At 46.2% G+C, this 21707-nt stretch carries 16 protein-coding genes; 8 read left to right on the forward strand and 8 right to left on the reverse strand.

Going from position 1 to position 21707, the window contains the following annotated elements:
- Positions 1-70 precede the first annotated feature (70 nt).
- The 5 genes from accD (at position 71) to purF (ending at position 4985) form a co-directional block, all read left to right on the forward strand.
- On the forward strand, positions 71-913 hold the full coding sequence (gene accD, locus AC121Z_RS05900; RefSeq protein ID WP_498127358.1) for an acetyl-CoA carboxylase, carboxyltransferase subunit beta: 843 nt from the start codon (positions 71-73) through the stop codon (positions 911-913).
- Between the two features lie 3 nt (positions 914-916).
- Complete coding sequence (gene folC / locus AC121Z_RS05905) at positions 917-2209, forward strand: bifunctional tetrahydrofolate synthase/dihydrofolate synthase (RefSeq protein WP_498127359.1); 1293 nt, start codon at positions 917-919, stop codon at positions 2207-2209.
- A 30-nt stretch (positions 2210-2239) separates the two neighbouring features.
- Positions 2240-2842: an SPOR domain-containing protein gene (locus tag AC121Z_RS05910; RefSeq protein WP_498127360.1), complete on the forward strand. Its 603-nt coding sequence runs from the start codon at positions 2240-2242 to the stop codon at positions 2840-2842.
- Between the two features lie 129 nt (positions 2843-2971).
- The gene (locus AC121Z_RS05915; protein ID WP_498127361.1) at positions 2972-3457 is read left to right on the forward strand and encodes a CvpA family protein; all 486 of its coding nucleotides are present in this window, start codon (positions 2972-2974) and stop codon (positions 3455-3457) included.
- A gap of 16 nt (positions 3458-3473) precedes the next feature.
- A complete protein-coding gene (gene purF / locus AC121Z_RS05920; RefSeq protein ID WP_498127362.1) occupies positions 3474-4985 on the forward strand; it encodes an amidophosphoribosyltransferase in 1512 nt (503 codons plus the stop codon).
- 106 nt (positions 4986-5091) lie between these two features.
- Here purF and AC121Z_RS05925 read toward each other — a convergent pair whose 3' ends face one another.
- The 7 genes from AC121Z_RS05925 to AC121Z_RS05955 form a co-directional block, all read right to left on the reverse strand.
- Positions 5092-5691 carry a Yip1 family protein gene (locus AC121Z_RS05925; protein WP_498127363.1) on the reverse strand — a complete coding sequence of 200 codons (600 nt, stop codon included), beginning with the start codon at positions 5689-5691 and terminating at the stop codon, positions 5092-5094.
- A 221-nt stretch (positions 5692-5912) separates the two neighbouring features.
- A complete protein-coding gene (locus tag AC121Z_RS05930) occupies positions 5913-6956 on the reverse strand; it encodes a glycosyl hydrolase family 17 protein (RefSeq protein ID WP_498127364.1) in 1044 nt (347 codons plus the stop codon).
- A gap of 109 nt (positions 6957-7065) precedes the next feature.
- Positions 7066-7857 (reverse strand): LytR/AlgR family response regulator transcription factor, encoded by a 792-nt coding sequence (locus AC121Z_RS05935; protein ID WP_498128161.1) that lies wholly within the window; start codon positions 7855-7857, stop codon positions 7066-7068.
- Positions 7857-9035, reverse strand: coding sequence for a sensor histidine kinase (locus AC121Z_RS05940; RefSeq protein WP_498127365.1), 1179 nt, complete (start codon positions 9033-9035; stop codon positions 7857-7859). Before AC121Z_RS05940 ends, AC121Z_RS05935 begins: the two co-directional genes overlap by 1 nt.
- 104 nt (positions 9036-9139) lie before the next feature.
- Entirely contained in the window at positions 9140-12607 is a 3468-nt protein-coding gene (locus AC121Z_RS05945; protein ID WP_498127366.1) for a 1,3-beta-D-glucan phosphorylase, GH149 family, read from the reverse strand.
- Between the two features lie 48 nt (positions 12608-12655).
- Positions 12656-14029, reverse strand: coding sequence for a malectin domain-containing carbohydrate-binding protein (locus AC121Z_RS05950; protein WP_498127367.1), 1374 nt, complete (start codon positions 14027-14029; stop codon positions 12656-12658).
- Positions 14030-14346: 317 nt separating this feature from the next.
- Positions 14347-15339: an alpha/beta fold hydrolase gene (locus AC121Z_RS05955; RefSeq protein WP_498127368.1), complete on the reverse strand. Its 993-nt coding sequence runs from the start codon at positions 15337-15339 to the stop codon at positions 14347-14349.
- Positions 15340-15459: 120 nt separating this feature from the next.
- Here AC121Z_RS05955 and AC121Z_RS05960 point away from each other — a divergent pair, with 120 nt between their 5' ends.
- Positions 15460-15852: a hypothetical protein gene (locus AC121Z_RS05960; protein WP_498127369.1), complete on the forward strand. Its 393-nt coding sequence runs from the start codon at positions 15460-15462 to the stop codon at positions 15850-15852.
- Here AC121Z_RS05960 and AC121Z_RS05965 read toward each other — a convergent pair.
- Entirely contained in the window at positions 15849-17303 is a 1455-nt protein-coding gene (locus AC121Z_RS05965) for an MFS transporter (protein ID WP_498127370.1), read from the reverse strand. The genes AC121Z_RS05960 and AC121Z_RS05965 overlap by 4 nt on opposite strands.
- A 276-nt stretch (positions 17304-17579) precedes the next feature.
- Here AC121Z_RS05965 and AC121Z_RS05970 point away from each other — a divergent pair, with 276 nt between their 5' ends.
- Both AC121Z_RS05970 and AC121Z_RS05975 read left to right on the forward strand, forming a co-directional pair.
- On the forward strand, positions 17580-19808 hold the full coding sequence (locus AC121Z_RS05970; RefSeq protein ID WP_498127371.1) for a glycoside hydrolase family 3 N-terminal domain-containing protein: 2229 nt from the start codon (positions 17580-17582) through the stop codon (positions 19806-19808).
- A 2-nt stretch (positions 19809-19810) separates the two neighbouring features.
- Complete coding sequence (locus AC121Z_RS05975) at positions 19811-21691, forward strand: glycoside hydrolase family 3 protein (protein WP_498127372.1); 1881 nt, start codon at positions 19811-19813, stop codon at positions 21689-21691.
- Positions 21692-21707 lie beyond the last annotated feature (16 nt).

A 21707-nucleotide genomic window follows, 5' to 3' on the forward strand; every position in this document is an offset into this window, starting at 1 on the left:
TTTTAACCCCGCCATCAAATATGCTCTAATACCGCTTTATTGTTGTGGGTACGACAGGAATTAACAAATTATGAGTTGGATACAAAAGATCCTTCCCAGAACGCAAACGTCAACGAAAGGCAATGTGCCTGAGGGCGTTTGGACGAAGTGCGGCGAGTGTAGCGCCGTACTGTATAAGTCAGAATTGGAAAAGCAGTTAGAAGTTTGCCCGAAATGCGACCACCACATGCGGATTAAAGCGCGTAAGCGTATAGATAGTCTGCTGGATGCGACGGAACGGACGGAACTTGCCGCAAATTTAGAGCCACAGGATGTTCTGAAGTTTAAGGACTCAAAGCGCTACAAAGAACGCATTGCTGCGGCACAAAAAGCCACCAATGAGAAAGACGCTTTAGTGGTAATGCGAGGCAAACTAAAGGGGATGCCGGTCGTAGTCGCATGTTTTGAATTCAGCTTTATGGGCGGTTCAATGGCGTCAGTGGTGGGGGCGCGCTTTGTTGCAGCGGTCAATGAGTGTTTAGAACACAACATGCCACTCATTTGCTTTTCAGCAAGTGGTGGAGCTCGTATGCAAGAGGCTTTATTTTCGCTCATGCAAATGGCAAAGACCAGTGCTGCCCTGGCAAAAATGAGTGAAAGGGGATTACCTTTTATTTCGGTGTTAACCGACCCTACTATGGGCGGCGTTTCCGCCAGTCTGGCAATGCTTGGTGATATCAATATTGCAGAACCAAAAGCGTTAATTGGTTTCGCTGGTCCTCGGGTGATTGAGCAAACTGTGCGCGAGACTTTACCACCAGGGTTCCAACGCAGTGAGTTTTTATTGGAAAAAGGCGCAATTGATATGATTGTTGACCGCAGAGAAATGCGCGATACACTGCATGCCATTTTACGGAAATTGCATCGACATTAATTCATGAACACAACTGCTAATGATCGGGTGACTGCCAAAACAGCGTGGTCTCTCGACCAATGGCTAAATTACCTACTTGCGATCCATCCCAATGAAATCGATATGGGCTTGGATCGTGTTTCTCGCGTTTATCAGCGACTCGGCATTCAATTCAACCATACGACAGTTATTACCGTAGCGGGCACCAACGGTAAGGGTTCTACGTGTCGATTTATTGAACTGGCGCTAAGCGGATTGGGTCATAGCGTGGTGGTTTACAGCTCACCACACATTAGCGATTATCGTGAGCGTGTGCGGATCAATACCTCACTCCCAGAGGCGCAAGCGTTTTGTGATGCCTTCCTGCAAATTGAGCGCATGCGCGGTAATGATTCATTGACTTATTTTGAGTTCGGCACTTTAGCGGCGCTGCTTATGGCTTATCAAAAAGCGCCTGACTATTTGATTTTAGAAGTGGGCTTAGGTGGTCGGCTAGATGCGACCAATATTGTAGATGCTGATCTTGCAATTGTTACCAGCATTGATCTAGACCACCAAGAGTTCTTAGGTACCACCCGTGATTCAGTTGCGTTTGAAAAAGCAGGGATATTCCGTCCTGATATACCCATTGTCCTGGGTGAACGTGATACGCCTCAGACAATGTTGTCTCAGGCGCATAGGTTATCTCGTCAAATAGCGCGCAAAGGCCTTGATTTTGATTGCACGGTAAAGGCGGATGGGCAGTGGGAATGGCAAGGGGAGGGTGCTGTGATTAGCGCGTTACCTGAGCCACGCTTATTGCGCGACAATATATCGACAGCATTGGCTGGACTGCAGGCACTTGGATTATTGCAGTCCTTAATGGCGCAGCCATTAGTGCTGCAAGACTTGGTCGCCACGGCAACATTGCCAGGGCGTATGCAGGTGATCCAACACGCACCATTGTGGATTGCGGATGTGGGTCACAACCCCCACGCAGCCAAAGCTATTGCTTATGAATTAAAGCCTCATTTAAAAGGGCAACTGTTTATTATTGTTGGCATGATGAAGGATAAAGCGATGGTTGAAACACTGCAGCAGTTGCACGCTTTATCCCCACAGTGGCTGCCAGTCACGCTACCCGGTGAGCGCGCAGCGAGTGCTGCAACATTGGCGAGTTGTCTGGATCCTAAAGACGTCATTGGTTGCTTCGACAGTGTTGCAGACGCAATCGCGACAATCAATGCTAAGGTGCAAGCACAAGATACTGTGTTAGTATTCGGATCGTTTGTAACCGTTGATCAGTTATTGACACTAAACAGGCTCGATGCCCTATAATGTGTCGGCAAAAATAAAGGAGTTTGGGGTTTGTCCAGCGCATTACAAAACCGCCTAGTCGGCACTATTATCGTCGTCGCACTCGCGGTGATTTTTTTACCTGATATTTTGGATGGGAAGAAAAGTCAAGAGACCCCAACGTTCGTTTCAATTCCTGAAGCGCCCGAGCGCAACGCCTTAGTTAAACCACAAAACTTTCCCACTGAAGAAGTTGCCAACACAGCAGCAAGGCCCGTTGAGATAGTAACTGAGCTACCGGTTGATGAGGCCTCTGAGGCTCAGGCAAAGCCCGTTGAATCGGACATTTCAGTTGGCGAGGATACAGCACCAGAATCTTCCCTTGCGCAGCAAACCGTTGTTGAGACACCTGATGTTGATGTTAATGAAGATGCGGGTTGGGTGATTCAACTCGGCAGTTTCCGCCATCAGAAAAATGTCCGTGAGTTGTTGGATAAATTAGAAAATGCTGGATACCGCACCTTTAGTCGCCCTGTGGAGACCAGTGCCGGGCGTTTGACAAAGGTGTTCGTAGGCCCTGATTTACAGTATAAGAAATTAGAAGAAGCTTTACCTCATCTCAAGGAGTTGACTGGTTTATCAGGGAAAATCACCGAGTTTAGTCAGTCTTTTTAACTTTACACAAACGCTCAATTAGCCTCAAATTCATTGTTAGTTTAATTGGTATTCAACTTCGCATCTGCTAAAATGCGCGCCATTCCATTCGCGCTGCGGCTGTCGGCTACTTATCGAAGTATAATTTGAATGAATTGGTTTGATTTCGCCATCATTGGCATTATCGCTCTGTCGACCATCATTAGTTTGATCCGCGGATTTGTGAAAGAAGCCATTTCATTGGCTGTTTGGTTCTCCGCCCTGTTTATTGCGAGTCAGTTTTATCCCGATATCGCTGTTTATCTTACTCGCATAGCCGACGAGTTATTACGCAACGGTGTCGCTATCGCCATTCTCTTTGTCGCTACTTTGCTCGTAGGCGCTTTGGTTAATTATGTGTTCACGCAATTAGTTAAAGCGACGGGTTTAAGTGGCACAGATCGGGCACTTGGCGCCGTTTTCGGTGCTTTGCGTGGCGTTTTGATTATCAGCGCATTGTTGTTTTTCATGGACACCTTCACCCCAGCAGCAAGCAGTGAATGGTGGCAGGCATCGTTATTGGTGCCTGAATTTGCAATCATAATTGAATGGTTCTTTCAATATATGAAGGACAGTTCAAGCTTCTTAACTACTTAAGAGATAGGTAATTCACATGTGTGGTATTGTTGGAATTGTTGGTAAAACAGGTGTTGCACAGTCTTTGTATGACGGCCTGACAGTCTTACAGCATCGTGGTCAAGATGCTGCAGGGATTATGACTATCGACAACAATATGTTTAATTTACGCAAAGCCAACGGGTTAGTGCGCGATGTCTTCCATACGCGTCATATGAAGCGTTTAACCGGTAATATGGGCATCGGCCACTGTCGTTACCCTACTGCTGGCACATCCAGCTCGGCTGAAGCCCAGCCTTTTTATGTGAATTCGCCGTTTGGTATTGCTTTTGCGCACAATGGCAACTTGACTAATGCCGCTGAATTGCAGCAAGAGGTCTCTCGCATAGCGCGACGTCATATCAATACCACATCAGACTCAGAATTATTGCTCAACATTCTGGCTCACGAGTTACAGAATTGCTCTGAACTCACACTAAACAGCGCCGATATATTCAAAGTTGTCAGCAAGGTGCATCGTAAGATCAGAGGTGCTTATGCTGTTGTAGCAGCAATCATTGGGCACGGAATTGTCGCCTTTCGAGATCCCAACGGGATCCGTCCTCTCGCACTGGGCAAGCGGGTGAGTGAACTAGGTGACGAATATATGGTTGCATCAGAGAGTGTCGCGTTAGATGCTGTCGGCTTTAAGTTTGTGCGTGATGTAGCGCCAGGCGAAGCGGTTTACATAACCGAACAAGGTCAGCTTTACACTCAGCAGTGCGCTGAAGATCCAATTTCTTCCCCCTGCATTTTTGAATTTGTTTATTTTGCTCGTCCAGACTCATTTATAGACGGTATCTCAGTGTATGCATCACGGGTCAATATGGGTAAAAAATTGGGTGAGAAAATTAAACGCGAGTGGGCGGATTTGGATATCGATGTGGTAATTCCAATTCCTGAAACATCAATGGATGTTGCGCTACAAATCGCGAACACATTGGACTTACCGTATCGTCAGGGTTTTGTGAAGAATCGCTATATTGGGCGCACTTTTATTATGCCTGGGCAGACCATGCGGAAAAAATCTGTGCGTCGTAAATTGAATGCCATTTCCTCTGAGTTTAAAGACAAAAACGTCTTATTAGTGGACGATTCCATTGTGCGAGGCACGACGTCTAGCCAGATCATTGAAATGGCGAGAGAGTCGGGTGCTAAGAAAGTTTACTTTGCTTCAGCTGCGCCAGAAATCCGCTTTCCAAACGTGTACGGTATCGATATGCCCTCTGCTAATGAGTTAGTTGCTTATGGGCGTGAGATTGATCAGATTAGTGACTTGATCCAAGCGGATGGATTAATCTTTCAGGATCTCGGTGACTTGGTTGATGCTGTGCGTGAAGAAAATGACAGCATTACCCGCTTTGAAACTTCAGTGTTTGATGGCAATTATATTACCGGTGATGTTGATCAGAAGTATTTGGAAAGTATTGATGCCGCGCGCGGAGAGAACACTAAGAAAGCCCCAACAATGCAGGCTGAACTAAGTAATCTCGACGTGCACAATATGTAAGTGCTAATAACCTCCAAAAGAGCCGTGGATCTGCACTGGAGACGAAATAAAAAAAGCCAGCGTTAACGCTGGCTTTTGACCTTCAACAGGCCGACAAAACGTTCACCTAGTGCACATACACTGGGCCAACGCCTGTACTCCATAAAATAACGGTTGTTGCCATTAAGATGACGAGCAATACCAGACCACAAGTAACCACAGAGCTTGAATAGATAAATCCTTTTTCCTCTGGAATGTGCATCATAATCGGCACCCCAGAGTACAGCAGATAGACTGAATAAGACAAACCCACAAGTCCGACCGCCATAACAAACCACAATACCGGATAGAGTGCCGCAAAACCTACCATAAAGAGCGGGGTTGCAGTGTAGGCTGCAAGTTCAAGTGATTGCGTGTAGGTGGGATGGGCGTCAAACGCTTTCGCTAATTCATGGGCAAGTATCGCAAGCGCAACAACCCCTGCAATAAGGCCGAAATACATGGCTACACTCATTAGCATGGCACTTTGTTGGGTGAGCTTGATCACATCGCCAACACCAATACTCCAACCGATATGCGCTGCTGAGTAATAACCCACAATTGCTGGGATGAGAGCAATGATACTGATATGACTCAGCGCATAAAAATAACTTTCGTGGCGCTCATCTATCGTTTGCCATTCTTCTTTAGGGTGCGCGTAGATCCCCCATAGGTGATTCAAAATCATCAGCATGTCTCCTTAGGACAATATAGCATCTTATGCATTTATAATTATTTGATTGGTTGAACCACGATGTAAATACTGATAACAAATATTAACAAGGTGTTAACAATTAGTTTGCTTGATGCTTAAAAAATCGTCAAGCATTGGTTGGATTTATTTGCGCAATGTTACGGCCTGATGCTATTCAGGCCGGTGATTATTAAAACGTCTGACGGTTGCAGTATTTATGGCAGGCTCTTGCGCAGTATTTGTGCTGCGGGCTTGGCAGAGCGATCAACATAAAACAGCCCCCAGTGTTTTTCTGCCCCCGCAGGATTGGCTGGATTACCTTTCCATGGTTCATCAAAAGCCTCGAAGAACAACACGGTAATATTAGTGGCTTGTGACCAGGCTAACATCTCCTCAAGATAGCGGATCTGGTTAGGATTATTGGCTTGCTCAGGAAACTCACTCGCGGTGGTCGCCCAACCCGCTTCTAGAATGGCAATCGGAATATCTGGATGTGCGTTGCGAACGTCCAAGATATTTTCTTGGGTGTACGATAATCCTTCTGCAATAGGTTTGTTTTCCCAAACCGGATAGGTATGGATACCCAGAAAGTCCACATGTTTGGCCAGCTCGGCTCCAGATTTAATCCACCATTCGTAGTTATCCGCCACTGTGACTGGTTGATCAATTGCGCTTTTTACTTGTTGCACGTAGGTGATTACGTTTTCCACTGAGACCATATGATCATTCCATTCGACTAAGGCCTCGTTACCCACATTGACCGCAATTACAATATCTTTAAAAGTCCTAGCCAGCTCGATACCGCGCTCAATTTCCTGCAAATTACGCAGTTTATTTTGCGCCAGTTTGGGGGCAGGGATCGGTTCATCGAGCCATGGGCAGCCTTCGTGGTTACTGATCTCTGCATCAAGCCAGATCCCTTGCAGAACGGTGATAGGGAGTGAGTGCTCGTGAATTAACTCAAGTGTCATACGGCTATTTTCACCAGCATCATACAAACGAATAAGCTTTACCCCGTAGTCCACGAGGATGCGCAAATCTTCCAACACTTCATCAGCAGATGGGTTGTTAGCGCCCGTGCCGCGGTCAGGGTGTTGTCCTAACCGATAACCTGAATAAGCTAAACCAAAATATTCGCCGTCGAGTAAAGCGGACTTAGGTTGTATTAGTGCTTGTTCTACTTTTGCGGCAGAGTGAAACGTGGCAAAACAACACAACGTGAGAATGCTCAGCGATCGTATAATCCAGCGCAGTGTCATAACAGTACCTTTTGCATGTAATTTATTAAACTCAAAGCTAAGCTGACTTAGCAAGGGATACCAGAGTTTTGCGCTGAACCGGACTGCTTAGTTGGATAGAGTGGGCGTATTAAGCGCCCGCTTGAAGATAAGATTTAATCACGTCACGGTAGTTGCGACTGACCTTAATTTTGTGGTGTTCACCTAAGATTAAAAAGAACTCACCTTTGGTGTGGGGGATGACTTTTTCGATGAAATTCAAATTGACGATCGTTGAGCGATGAACCCGTTTAAATATTGAAGCATCAAGTTCGCCAAGCAGTTCTTTTAACGTACTTCTCTTGATATGAGTTTCTCCGTTCGCATGCACACACACATAATCTCCAGCAGCTTCCAACCAAGCAATATCTGGCTGCTCGAGTAGAGTTATTTCCTCGCGATCTTTAATAATGATTTTGCGCGGTTGACTCGCCAGTTCTTCGTTTTGGCTTTCATGGACGCTCATGGTATTCATGGCGTTTATAATGCCTGATTTAAAATCTCTTGATTCATCAGAACTCAAGCGGTCACGCGCCCGATCAATCGCACGATCAATGCGGTCTTGGTCGATGGGCTTTAAGATGTAATCAACGGCATGCAGATCAAAGGCATTGATTGCATATTGTTCAAACGCAGTGGTAAACACAATCAATGGCATAGCGTCGCCTTGGATCTGCTTGACCACATCCAGCCCGTCGATGCCTGGCATTTGAATATCCAAGAACATAATATCAGCAGATTCAGACAAGGCAGCATCCAGAGCTTCGCGCCCATTTTTACATTGCGCTACGATTTCAATGTGCGGATTTTTTTGCAATTTGGACTTTAGTAACCCGAGTGCAAGGGGTTCATCGTCAACAATTATAGTGCGCAATACCGTCATCACTTCCCGTCTCTTGTTGCGTTTGTAGTTACCGGCTCATAGGGTATCTTGATATCGGTCTGTAAACCACCATTGGCCGCGCTGGTGATAGTAAATGAATAGTTAGATTGATACAGCAACTTCAGGCGCTCATCTGTATTTTTCAATCCAACGCCGCGTCCAGTGACACTCTCAAGCTTACTTTTACCTATCTTTACGCCAGGGCCAGTGTCGCTCATGGTAATCGATAATTGATTATCTTCGACTTTCGCAATGACGCAAATAGTGCCGCCATTTTCACATTTAGCGATGGCGTGTTTCATTGAATTTTCAATAATCGGCTGCAATAAAAGGCTAGGGACCAAACCTGTTTTGGCCTCTTCCGCGATATCAAACTGTAAGTTCAGACGATCTTCAAAGCGAATTTTTTCTATTTTTAGGTACAAATTGAGTGCTGCGATCTCACTGTCTAAGGTGATTTTAGCGTTGGGTATGTTGTCCAACGAATGGCGCAAAAACTGACTTAGATTAACCGTCATGATTTGAGCTTTTTCGCTATCATCGACTTCAATTAATGCATTAATGGCATTTAAGGTATTACACAGGAAGTGCGGATTTAGCTGATACCGCAACATTTTCATTTGTGCGTCTTTGGCAGCGGTTTGTGCCTGCATGCGTTTAATCTGTTGCGCTTTGGCTTCAGCTTCAGCGCGCAGCATTATACGGTGCTCATGTTGTAGCAGTTCGTAGTATTTCACTCCATAAAACAATGCTGCCCAACTGATATACACAAAAATACTGCTAAAGAACCAACCACCAAAATCATCCCAAATATGTTCTTCACCTGTCATATATTGAAACATTGCCATACGTAAAACTGTCCACAGCAATGAAACCAACACCACCAGTGAAAAGCTAATAATGGACTTAGTGAGAGTAGAGCGATGCCAAACGCGTAAGATGCCTTTCTCAATTAATATCGAAAACAGCATACCTAAGGCGGATTGGGTTAAGATTGGCGCCACGTAATTCCAAGATAATTGGTTATACCAAAGCGTTAGCGTGAAAAATGAAACAATGCCGAGAAAACCCCAAAAACCCAGTTGCCAATACAGAAAAGAGGTATCGGGGGGATCGTAAAAGACTTCGGGTTCTTGAGCTAACGAACTTACTAGCGTCATATCTCTGTAACTATTCATGGATGAATGACTAGTATTGCACAGAAAAGAGTACTGAGCGAGTCTCTCCAGGAGACCTAGAATAAAGCGGTAAGCGACTGATTTTTCAGTCGCTTACCTGAACATTACACGTTGAGCAACTGCGATCTTGGCAATCGCAACAGAATATTGCGAACGTGGCCATTGCGTTTAAAAATAGCCTCACTCAACTTACTATCAAGGCACGGCTCTGACAGTGATATTACCGATGCGTCCTGGCAGGTAATTTCTAAACTGGGTAGTTCAGCGTCAGAAAGTTCATACACAATCGGCACCTGACACCACGTGTAGGCGAGTGAGTGAGGCGGTAAATTGATCGTTTGCCACGCATTATCTACATCTAGATAGCGAAATTCCTGAGCTTGCTCAATGAATTCCTGCGGGCGCAACATGAACGGTGAAAACTGAATACAGCCATTTTCTACAAAACCACCCAATTCGACCAGTCGAGTGATTACCTCTTCTTTCACTTGCCCTGTCATACCCGGCTGTTGAGCTCCCGCATGCTTGGGCGTGTGTGAATAAGGATCTGCGGGAAATGCTCCATATTCCGCTGGGGTTTTATTGAAACCGATCCCTTCTCTAACGCGGTAATAATACTCAATCAATGCGCGCGTAACGGCAGCGTCAGGCGCTTGCTGATAACTGGCAACGGCAGCTTCCTGAACGGCTAAGAGCAGTTTGGAAACCATATGCCAATAAATACAGCCGAGTCCTTCGAAACCAAACATGCCGCCTGAACGCCCGGTGAATTCGCTGTGTTTAAACACAGTTTCGTAGGTTGCAAGAATATGTTCGAGTGCTGACTGGTCGGCAAGTTCAGGATAATCAGCTAGCACTGCCTGCCATCTGTCTTTTATGGTGTTAGCATTAGCCAACGCACTATTGAAGCGGTATTGCTTGGTTTGGTCTTGTTCTATTAACCGTCTGTCAGAGTTTTCTAACATTGCCACAAGCAATTTATTGGATTGCACGCGCTCAGACGGAATAACATTCTTTTGTAGGAACGATTGTTGGGCACGATCGGGGTACAACATGAAGGTTTTTTGATCATCCCGATACATCTCAGATGCAAACAGGCTGTCCAGCGTACGTTTTGCTTGGTCAGCTGACAACGCACCCGAACTAAGCGCAGCGACTTGACCTTCAAGCATGTCATAAAGGTAGTCTACATTTAACGAGTGTTGATTGATGGTCAAAATATTATAGGCATGATAGAGGCCAGAAGGCTTTTCGTTGGCAGCAATACTATGCTGGATCAAACGCTTCGCTTGGTTAAGCATAGCCAGAATGCTGTGTGCGTCGACCGTAGATTGTTTAAACTCTCCGGTGTGCGTGTACATCGCTTGGCGATAACTTTCAGCTGCCCGCCCGAGCTTACCGAGGATGGTAAATTGGTACTCGGGTGAAACGGTCTTTTGCCCAAGTAATTCAGTTGCTTCATGCAATATGGCCGAGGTTTGTGATAACCACTCTGCGACTTCGGTTGTCAATTGGAAGTTGCCATCAGAGCTGGTGAGGCTGGCTTCTAGAGTGTCTTGCAAGAACGCAACGTAGCGATTCATGTAATACAAGGTAACCATAGATAAGCCCTGACCAACGAGGGCGTTATTCGCGTCATTCCATTCGGGGCGCTGAGTATTTAGCCAAATACCGCCGTCAACAACCAAGTTACTGAGTTTCGTCAATAGTGGTACCAACAACTTTTCCATGAGATTGACTTGGTACACTTCGCCTTGGTCGGTTAAAACCAACTTACCATCGGCGCCTAGTTCAGCCACGCGCTGCTCTATCGTATGGGCCAGCTCATCATCGTAAACCACTGTGGCTTTTGGATTAGACACTAAATCGTCAAAATCTTTGATCCGATAAGGTACATTGGCATAACTGAAGTGACGCTTTTGTAACAATGACAGCAGCGTACTCGGATGAAACTTATGCGACGTCTCTAGCAGTTTTTGTAAGTAGATAATCTGGTGGTCGCCCCAGTAGCCAATGTAACTCCAGGGGTCATCGGGTTCTTCAACCTCCCAATCAATCCCCTGTTTGGTTATGCGATAGGGGTTGTAACCATCAACTGTAGATGCATTGACGAACTTAGCGATGACTGATTCCGTGAATTCTGGATAGCTTAAGCTTAAGGCTTCCCAATTTTGAAAAATATCGCGCCAGTTGCCTTGATAGCTGAGTAACGGATCACCATGTTCATCAGTTAATTCGATGGCAAATTGATTCCATGGGCGGCTTGGGTCGCCATGGCGGCGCCCAAACGTGATGGGTAAATATTCATTTACCAATCGCGAGAGCTGCGCATCATCTATTTGTTCTACCCAATCTTTTAGTGTATCGAGCGTAAACTCTGCGGGCAAATCCTGGAGTGAACCCTGCACTCGCTCGAAGCATGGGTGGTTAAAATGTTTTATGGTTTTAACTAGATCAGCACTAGTGATGGTGTATTGATCGGCAAATATACCGCCGCGCAATACGTTAAATAAAGTATTTGCATAGTGGTGCAGGGCAACCACTGGCTCACCGGTTAGTTGAAAACCGTCGGCTGCAGCCATTATCCGCGCTAGAGCATCATTACCTTGTGAATAAGAAGCATCCAGAGTTTGCTCTAGCTGGCTTCCCGCTTCTAGTTGTTTAAGCAGCTCACTGACTTGCGCTTGTGTTTGCTCTACATTGATCGTCATACGCCAGTTAATGGCTTGGCCAGCAGCGAGTGCACAGGAATCGTGAATCAAATAGTCACCGCGAACACCTCGACTATATTCTTCTGGCTGTAGCGAGGCACCTTGTTTAAAAGCACGCAAACATTGATTGGATAAATAGACTGACGCAGTCTTAAGTCCAGTGCTAAAAACAGTTGTCGCACGCAATGACTCAGCGGGCTCGGCGCGGTCAGTTATTGCTGAATATAGGGTATACAGTGCTAACGATGTATTGGGTACTCGTTCTGTCCATTTGTACGCATCAACGAGGTTGCTCGATTGAGTTTGCGTGTATCGTGGCGTTCCTGCAGGTAAAATATTTTGTAAACCATCAATGAATTCAATATGTTGCTGTTTATCTGATACATTAACGAGAGAGCAACAACGACTAAACCCAAACTCATCCGAAAATTTCCAGGTGTAATGAAATTGCAGTCCTAGCTCATGGTTAATTTCTTCAAAACGCAGAACATTGCCTAACTCGCTTTTATACAGATTGCGAGTGATCGTGTAACGATCATTGTGCTCAGTATTAAATGGTTCCCAAAATTGAGGCTGAGCATCATTGTTGGTGACTTTTACGATCGTTTTGGGGCCCGTATGGGGAGCACTTTCATAGATCTTATCGACGGTTACGTACGGAAAAACCGCGTATTCTGGCGATACGCGCCCCATGGTTAGACCGCCAGTAGACGCCGCAAACAGCCAATGATTGCTATCTGAAACCACACTGATAAAAAACGGTGGCATGGCATCTACATGATTAATTTTGTAGAAAGACTGACCGTCTAGTTGTGTCAATTCACCAGTACATTTGGTGTTATGTTGTATTGTGTTTTGCATAGGATTAGAAACACTCTAGATTGCTAAACAGGTAAAAGAAATTCATGGTTACTGGGCAAGTTGATAAATTCTAACGTAGTCAACTTCCATGCGAACCGGAAAAATCGAATCATCGATAGGCCCTCCAGCTCGGCCCCAGGCGCCACCAATGGCTAAGTTCAAAATGACGTGATAGGGATGATCAAAAGGCCATGACTCCCACCCAGTACCATCATTTTCATAATAGAAATAAGGCACGCTATCAAAACTAATAATGATGTATTCGGGTGACCACTCCAATGAGTACACATGAAATTCGGTGTCTACGGATTGCCCTTCAATACTGGCTTTGCGTTGTTGCCAGTTCATCCAATAATAAGCTTTGTTATGTACTGTGCCATGCACGGTTTGCATGTCATAGCCGACATGCTCCAGGATATCGATTTCGCCGGAGTTGGGCCATGCATCACAACTTGCACTGCCTTGCCAGTCTTCACCAGACTCGCATTGAGTCGCATATTTAAATGGGTTTGACGGTAACATCCACGCAGCAGCCCAAGTTCCCTGACCATTGGGTACGCGCGCTCTTACATCAACTTTACCATAGAGAAAATCGCCCATACCTTGATTATGCAAGCGCGCCGAGGTGTACTCAGCGTTGGCGTATGATTCCTTGTGGGCCTCGATAATCAAATGGCCATCCTTTACTCGCGCATTTTTGGCACGATCAGTATACGCTTGGTCTTCATCATTTACTTTTCTGGCAGGCCACACGTCAAATGACCACTTGCTTGGATCAGGAGCGCCATCGTGAGAAAATTCATCGTTCCATACTAATGCCCATGCGCGCTCATCCACCACTGCTTGCTTACGCACGATGATCCCATGAATCAATGGCGCGCCAGTCAATGCTTTTAATCTTATATTGAGTGTTTGGTCGTTTACCTCTACACCATACACACTGCGCACCAACGCAGATAAGGGTTGATTATCGCGCGCCAGACGCACGTCGAGTTGCTCAATAACGGTTTGATCTTCAGCTAGCACGTCAAAAATACGTTGTCCTACAGCTGTGTCATCTGGTTCTGCAAATTTAAAGGTAATTGCATAGCGGCCATTATCAACCGGTAAGTTGATCTGCATATCTTCGTCACGACTCACGCGATAACTTTGGTATAAGGTAGGGTCTTGAGTACCTTTTATGGCCTCTGACTCGCCTTTATCAGCTGCCAAGGTCAATTCATCAGCCGCATAAAACACGCCATCCTTGCCACGATAAGCCGGCCCACCAAAGTTAATCGCAGTTACAACGCCTGCAGTAAACGGCGAGGTATTGATTGGCTTGTTTTGCGATTGAGTTTTGGTGGGAGTAGGGTCTGAACAACCAAGTAATACAGTACTTGCTAGCAGCATTAAGCAGAGGAGGCGAACATCTGGCAACATTATCTCTTTCCCTACGTGTAGTTCTTTTCGCGTCCAACGTTTGGTCGCAGTTATGCACGGAAAGTAGTTCATTGCGGGGTAAACACAACCCAAATAAGCTAAGGCGGACTGGCACTGCGATTAAATGCCCTGGTAAATTTCACCTAAATTTATGGGTAAATAAGTCGCTCAAAAACCGACCCACTTGACCTCCTTAAGAGACCATTTTACCGCATTTGAGTTGTTACTCGGTAACAGACAGTTAGTGTGAGATTGTTAGTAGCAGCTCTGCTTGGTTCACGCAGGGCGGCTGCGACTAAGTCCCAACCTAAAGCCGTTTATTGCTTGCGATTGCGGCTTTCTTTTTTGGCGTTCTCGTCATTCGTGTTAGACAAAAATTGTAACACTGGCTGTATGGTCATATTAGGGTCTTCCTCGTGAGGCACATGTCCAAGAGAATCGAAAATCACTAACTCATTGTGTGCTATCTGGCTAGCAAAAACAGCGCTTACCGTAACAGGGATCAGCTTGTCTTTTGCGCCCCAGAGAATAAGGGTTGGCTGACTTATTTCAGTCAGACGCGCGGCCAAAGGACCTGGCTGAGTTTGCGCGAATCGAGCAGCTAATGCTGCTCGATTTCCTTCGCGCAGGCTCAGTTCGTAGTAACGTTGGACTAATGTTTCTGTTACCAAATCGGGATTGCCATAAACATTGCGAACACTGCTACGTACCAACCATTTTGGCAGGAAGTTGTTGAGTAACACCTTAGCCATTGGATATTGCGAAATTTTAAATGCAATAGGTACTGACTGGGCCTCACTTGGATAACCCGATGGGTCCACGAGGATTAGTCTAGATACCCTCTCCGGGTGCAACAAGGCGGTGGCCCAAGCAATGTATCCTCCGAGCGAGTTACCGCCAATTACGGCGCGTTGAATCGACATGTTATCCATTACTTTAACGATGGTTTCAACATAGTTCTCAATGGTGTAGTTATTATTGGGCTCTGGACCAGTTAAGCCAAAGCCAGGAATATCCAGGGTAATAACGCGGTATTTGGGTGTCAGGTGATTTATCCATCCTTCCCAGGTATGTAGTGAGGCACCGGTACCGTGGATTAACAGAATAGTTTCCTTAGCCGATCTGTCGCCTTGGTCACGAAAATGGATTTGCATGTCCTGTGCCGCAACAAATTGAGAGGGAGCTAGTGCCCATCTACTTTGCAGCTCAGAAAAAGGCATGTCGTTGACTTTATTAGCAAAAATGTATACCACGAGAGAAATGGTCAATACCACTAAGCCGAAAGCAGCGTATTGAAAGTATTTCACCACAAGATATCCCGGTTAAATCTGTACCGAAATGGAGTATTTCATATATAGTTATTGAGTGTATCAATTATTCTGATTGTGAGTTGTTAGTGGTTGTTATGACGCTAAACGAGGGGCGCGTTCGTGTTCGAAGCCCATGGTAATTATACTATCCAGCCTTATTCCCGCTTTTTAGACATCGCTATTAGCGGTGCATGGAATTTAGAAACTGCTAAGAATTATCAGCGCGACGTTAAAGTTGCGATACAAAAGTTTGCTGGCAGTACATTTGGCATCATTACCGACATCAATCAATGGGAATTATTTACGCCCGATTGTTTACCTGTTATTGAGTCGCTCATCAACGAAAGCATCGAACTGGGGTTTCGTAAAGATGCTATTGTCTTGACTGAAGAGTCGGTAAAAGCTGCGCCGTTGAAAATACGCAACCAAGCGATAAATAAATTTGAGCGCCGTTTCTTTACAACCCATGCGCAAGCGCAACAGTGGTTAGCTGAACACGGCTTTACTGTTTAAGCTGCCTCAATGCTACCGCGCCGGGTCTCCAATTGTTGTCGGGTTGTAGCAGCGCTTGCTTCGGTGATCGGATATTTAGCGATCACTAGAATTGCCACAAATGAACAAAACGCAGGTACAAAAGCATCAAATAGTCGCATGAGCATCAGTGCTTCTGCTGCTTGAGCAGAACCCAAGTCTACATCAAAACCTGTGACATTTAATAAAACGCCTCCCGCCGCTAACGCTACAGCCTGCCCCAATTTAACGACCCACCAAAAAATAGAGCCGTACATGCCTTCTCTACGCTGTCCGGTATTAAGTTCATCGGCATCACAAACGTCAGCAACCATGGAGCCCACAAGTGTGAACAAACTACCCAGACCAAAAGCATAGAAGGGAACGGGTAAAAGCAATAATGCTGGATTGTTGGGATCATAGCAGAACCACTTCAGACAATAGCCAAATGTTGCGATACCTATCGTAATGAAGAAAGCTTTGCGTTTGCCATATAAGCTGGATAATTTAGCCGTAACCAAGATTACCATAAATGCTGACAACCCGAGTACAGTGCCTGCCCAACCGGCATATTCAGCACCAAGAGATTGGTTGCCTGCAAACACATAGTAAATGATTACGTAGGACTGGAATGACGCGACCATAATAAAGCCATTGAAGATCAAAAAGGTCGCAATGCAAAGGGCTAAGAATGGCTGAAATGAAATGGTAATCGCAAACCCGCGCAAGAAGTCTTTCACGCCACTCATAGGAGGTTCCACTTGGTTGAGTGCCTTTGACTGCTTTTCGAACAGACTGGCTTGTGGCTCTTTTAGAAATATCGCAGGTAAAATACCGACACCTATGGTGAATGCACCGATGATCATGGCGAGATAGCCAGCGCCTTCGATCATGTTATCAAACAGGGCCTCGTGCTGCATAAACCACAAAAACCACGGCGAAACTAAATAGGCGAGTTGGCCCATAAAGTTTTGTGTGGCCATCAAGCGTGTGCGTTCATGATAGTCGGGGGTCAGCTCGTAGCCTAATGCTACCCATGGGGTTGCGAACATGGTGTAGGCTAAATAAAAAATCAGTGAACCAATCAGAAAATACCAGAAATAAAAGTTCTCACTTTGTCCCTCGGGCAGTTGCCACAAGATAACAAACACAATCCCGGTGAGAATGGCGCCGCAAAATATGTACGGTCGACGACGACCCCAGCGGCTGCGAGTCCGGTCTGAGATGTAGCCCATTAATGGATCGGTAATGGCGTCGGTTAAGCGCGGTAAAGCGCCTAATAAGCCAACCAACGCGGGGTTCATACTTAACCCAAGGTTAAGGACAATCACCATCCCACCGATGGCTGCGGCAAGTAGGTTATTAACGATAGCGCCAAAACCATACACGCACTTTAATAGAAAGGGGATTTTGTCTTTTTCCTGTGTCTCGGCGTGTATTGCAGTTGGCTTCATTAAAATTCCTTAAGGCGGAATAACTCGGTCTGTTAACAGGTTGTTAAGCGTATGGTTGAGATTGCATGACGCAATGGCAAGCCTTATTCGATAGGCGGGGTTTGATCATGCGGTAAAATGGTCGAGTGAGTAATGTTAATGAAAATTAACAATTACCATCCGAGTCGCCCTTAGACAAATCCATTTGACCGCATTCGAATTGCATCCAGCGAGGATTTCCATACAGTCGGAAAATCCATAATAAAAAAATTTTTTCGCGAATTGAGCAAAACGACTGTGATTAAATCAGCCCAAAGCTTTACCCAAGAGCTATCGCTTAATGAACATGCTGACGCTGCTAGGCAATTATTGGCGCAAATGACCTTGGTGGAAAAGCTTGGGCAGATGAATCAATTAAATGGTGAAAATGCTCAGATTAGCCCTGCATTGGCTGAACAAGTGCGAAGTGGACATGTTGGCTCGATTATCAATGAGGTCGACCGTGATACCGTAGCAGAATTGCAGCGTCTTGCGACGCAGGAAAGTCGACTGGGCATTCCACTTCTGATTGGGCGCGATGTTATCCATGGGTTTGCTACTATATTTCCCATACCCTTAGGGCTGGCCTGTTCCTGGAATGAGCAATTAGTGCAGGATGTGGCTCGAGTCAGTGCAGTTGAGGCTGCATCAGTTGGTATTAATTGGACTTTCTCCCCAATGATTGATGTTGCGCGAGATCCACGTTGGGGACGCATTGCCGAATCTTTTGGTGAGGATCCTTTACTCACGTCGCGGTTAGGCAATGCGATGGTGCGAGGGTATCAAACGGACGATCCGACTCAAAGTACAGCAATTGCAGCTTGCGCCAAACATTTTGCCGGGTATGGTGCTTCTGAAAGTGGTAAAGACTACAACACCACCAACCTGAGTGAGCATGAATTAAGACATGTTTACCTGCCGCCGTTCAAAGCAGCCAACGACGTTGGCGCTATGACTTTTATGACCTCATTCAGCGACTTAAACGGTGTGCCTGTTTCTGCGAACAAATGGTTGCTTACTGACATTTTGAAAGAAGAATGGGGATTCAATGGCTTTGTGGTGAGTGATTGGGCCTCGGTTGATCAACTGATCGTGCATGGCATTGCAGCGGACCGCGCGCATGCGGCTGATCTAGCGCTGAATGCCGGGGTTGATATGGAAATGGTCAGCCAAACGTTTATTGAAAACGCACACTCTTTGCTTGAGCAGGGGCGGATCAGTTTGCCCCTAATCGATGAAGCCGTATTGCGTATACTGCAAGTAAAGTTTGCGCTTGGCTTGTTTACACGAGAAGCGCCAGCAGCAGTTGACAAGTTAACTCAATCATCACTGACACTGGCCTACGAAGCCGCGCTCCAAAGCTGCGTGTTGCTGAAAAATAAAGCACAGGTTTTGCCGTTAGACACACAAAAACTCAAGCAAATCTCAGTGTTAGGCTTTCTAGCGGATGATGATTATGAACAGTTAGGTACCTGGATTTTTGACGGTCAAGCTGAACATTCAACAACACTATTATCCGGCTTGCACGCGGTACTGCCAGCGAGCACTAAAGTTCACTATGAACCGGTTTTTCAACACTCACGCGATCATTCACAGGAACATATCGTACTAGCGGTAGCCGCTGCCGGTAATAGCGATGCGGTTATTTTATGCTTAGGTGAAGAAGCCATTTTATCCGGCGAAGCTCACTGTCGTGCGGACATTACCTTGCCAGGTGCGCAAACGATGTTAGTGCACACCGTAGCAGAAACGCTTAAAGGGTCGGGTAAACCGCTGATCCTAGTTATTATGGCGGGGCGTCCATTGGTTTTGACTGAGATTGTCGATAAAGTGGATGCAATTCTCTATGCTTGGCACCCTGGGCATCGCGCGGGTGACGCGATAGCTGACTTATTAGTTGGGAATCGCTCCCCGGTCGGAAAGTTGCCAGTATCGTTTCCTCGGCATGGCGGACAAATTCCTATTTATTACGCCCACAAAAACACGGGTAGGCCGGTGACCCACGCTAATTATGCGCACATGAATGATTTTCCAATGCGAGCAGAACAGACCTCGTTAGGTATGGCTGCTTCACATATGGATATTCATTTCACCCCGCTATTTGCGTTTGGTTATGGTCTCAGCTATGCCACTTTTGAGTACTCAGCGCTGCGCCTTAGTCAGGAAACGGTGAATGTAGGAGAATGCTTTAAGGTTCATGTGACTATTCATAATGCCAGTAACGTGACAAGTACCGAAGTCGCACAACTCTATGTCCGTGATCCCGTTGCGAGCGTCACGCGTCCCGTCAAAGAGTTACTGGATTTTCAGCGCATTGATTTACCTGCCCAAGAGTCGAAAGAGGTGTGCTTTGAAGTCGATACAGCGCGCCTCGGTTTTTATGACCAACGCAGTCAATACCGCGTTGAGCCAGGTGTCTTCTGGTTTGGTGTTGGAACCGACAGTGATTGTGATATGACTGCTAAGTTAGTACTGATTGAGCAATAACTATGGCGACTTTACTGAACTATCGTCAGCAAGCTGAAGCACTGGTAAAGCAGTTGTCATTAGCCCAAAAGATCGGGCAAATGACGTTGGCTGACCAATCGACGTGCACTGCAGAAGATGTCAGTAAATACAAGCTAGGTGGCGTGATGAGTTCTGCAGGCTCTTGTCCTGAGCCTAATACTGTCGATCATTGGATCGCGATGATCGATGGTTTTTGGGATGCTGCGCTGGCAGTAGATGATACTGTGAAGATCCCCTTACTTTATGGTCTTGATGCGATTCACGGCAATGCGAACGTACAAGGTGCCACAATTTTTCCCCACAATATCGGAATTGGTGCGGCAAATTCTGCAACTACCATTAAAAGCCTAGCGGCGGTAACTGCCGATGAGGTGCGAGCAATAGGAGCGAACTGGATCTTTGGGCCTAATTTGGCAATGGCACACCATTACCACTGGGGGCGGATGTACGAAAGTGTTTCAGCTGTGCCTGAAGTTACCAGTGACTTTGCGCGCACTTATATAGGTGCCATCAACGAGTATCGCAGTGACTATCCTTTGCTTGCATGTGCCAAACACTTTGTTGGCGATGGCGGCACGGCGCACGGTATAGAACAAGGTGATATGTTAGCAACCGCTGATGAAATGGAGCGGCATATCGCGCCTTTTCGTGCTGCTATCGACGCTGGTGTGCTCTGTATCATGGTCGCATTTAGTAGTTGGAATGGTGACAAATGTCACAGCAATCGTGCCTTGATTGAGCAAAAACTTAAACAGCAGTTAGGCTTTAGCGGATTCGTATTATCTGACATGCAAGGCGTTAATTACGTCGATGATGATTTATATAAAGCGGTTGGCCAAAGTGTGAATGCAGGGATTGATATGTTTATGGTGCCCCAGAATTGGCGCAGTTTTCAAGAAATACTCGCCAAGCATATTGAGCTTGGCAGTGTCTCAATAAATCGCATTGATGAGGCAGTCAGCCGTATTCTTACTGCAAAACTGGCACGTGGACTTTTTACTGCATTAAGGCCTTCTGAACGCAGCATTCCTTATCGAAAGCGGTTTGGTAGTCCTGGACATCGCGCGGCAGCGAAAGAAGCCGCAGTGAAAAGCTGTGTACTGTTAAAAAATGACAACGATTGCTTGCCGCTACAACCTCAGCAACGGTTATTGATAACTGGCCGCGGCGCAACTAACACGGGGATGCAGTGTGGTGGGTTTACGATCGATTGGCAAGGCGTTGACGCTGACAACGGGGTGCAAGGTGCTACCTCTATTGCGCGTGGTTTGCAGCAATATGCAACTGTAAGCCAAATCGTGCCAGCCCAAGAAGTCAAACATTCAGAGCAACTAGACTTTGACGTTGCCGTTGTGGTTATTGGCGAACGGCCTTATGCTGAGGGAGTAGGCGATATTCGGCCTAATGATCAGGTGTTGTTAGAGTCTGGCAGTCGTGTAGAGGGAAATCTTTCCTTACAGCCGCCCTATGGACGCAGTTTGGCGTTGAGTGACCTGCATCCGGAAGACTTTGAGTTGATACAAGTGATTGCCACACAAGGTATTCCCGTTGTTACCGTGTTACTGAGTGGTAGACCATTGATTATTGATCAGGAGTTTGCGTTATCGCAGGCATTTGTGGCTGCATGGTTGCCCGGCAGTGAGGGGCAGAGTATTGCTGATTTGTTATATGCCAAAAGAGAGTTTAGCGGGCGTTTGCCGTTTGCCTGGCCGACGGAGTACTCGGTTGTCGAATTACCGTTAATTAATCCTAGCATGCCGTACCGTGAGCGTTGGCCGATAGGGCATCGCTGCTTGAGCAAAAAGATCGACGCTAAATCCGAGAATGCGCCGCGACTGGTCGCCTTTAAAACATCACACTAATAATAAAACCGTCAGT

The sequence above is a fragment of the Alteromonas sp. DYW1 genome, assembly GCF_059752595.1.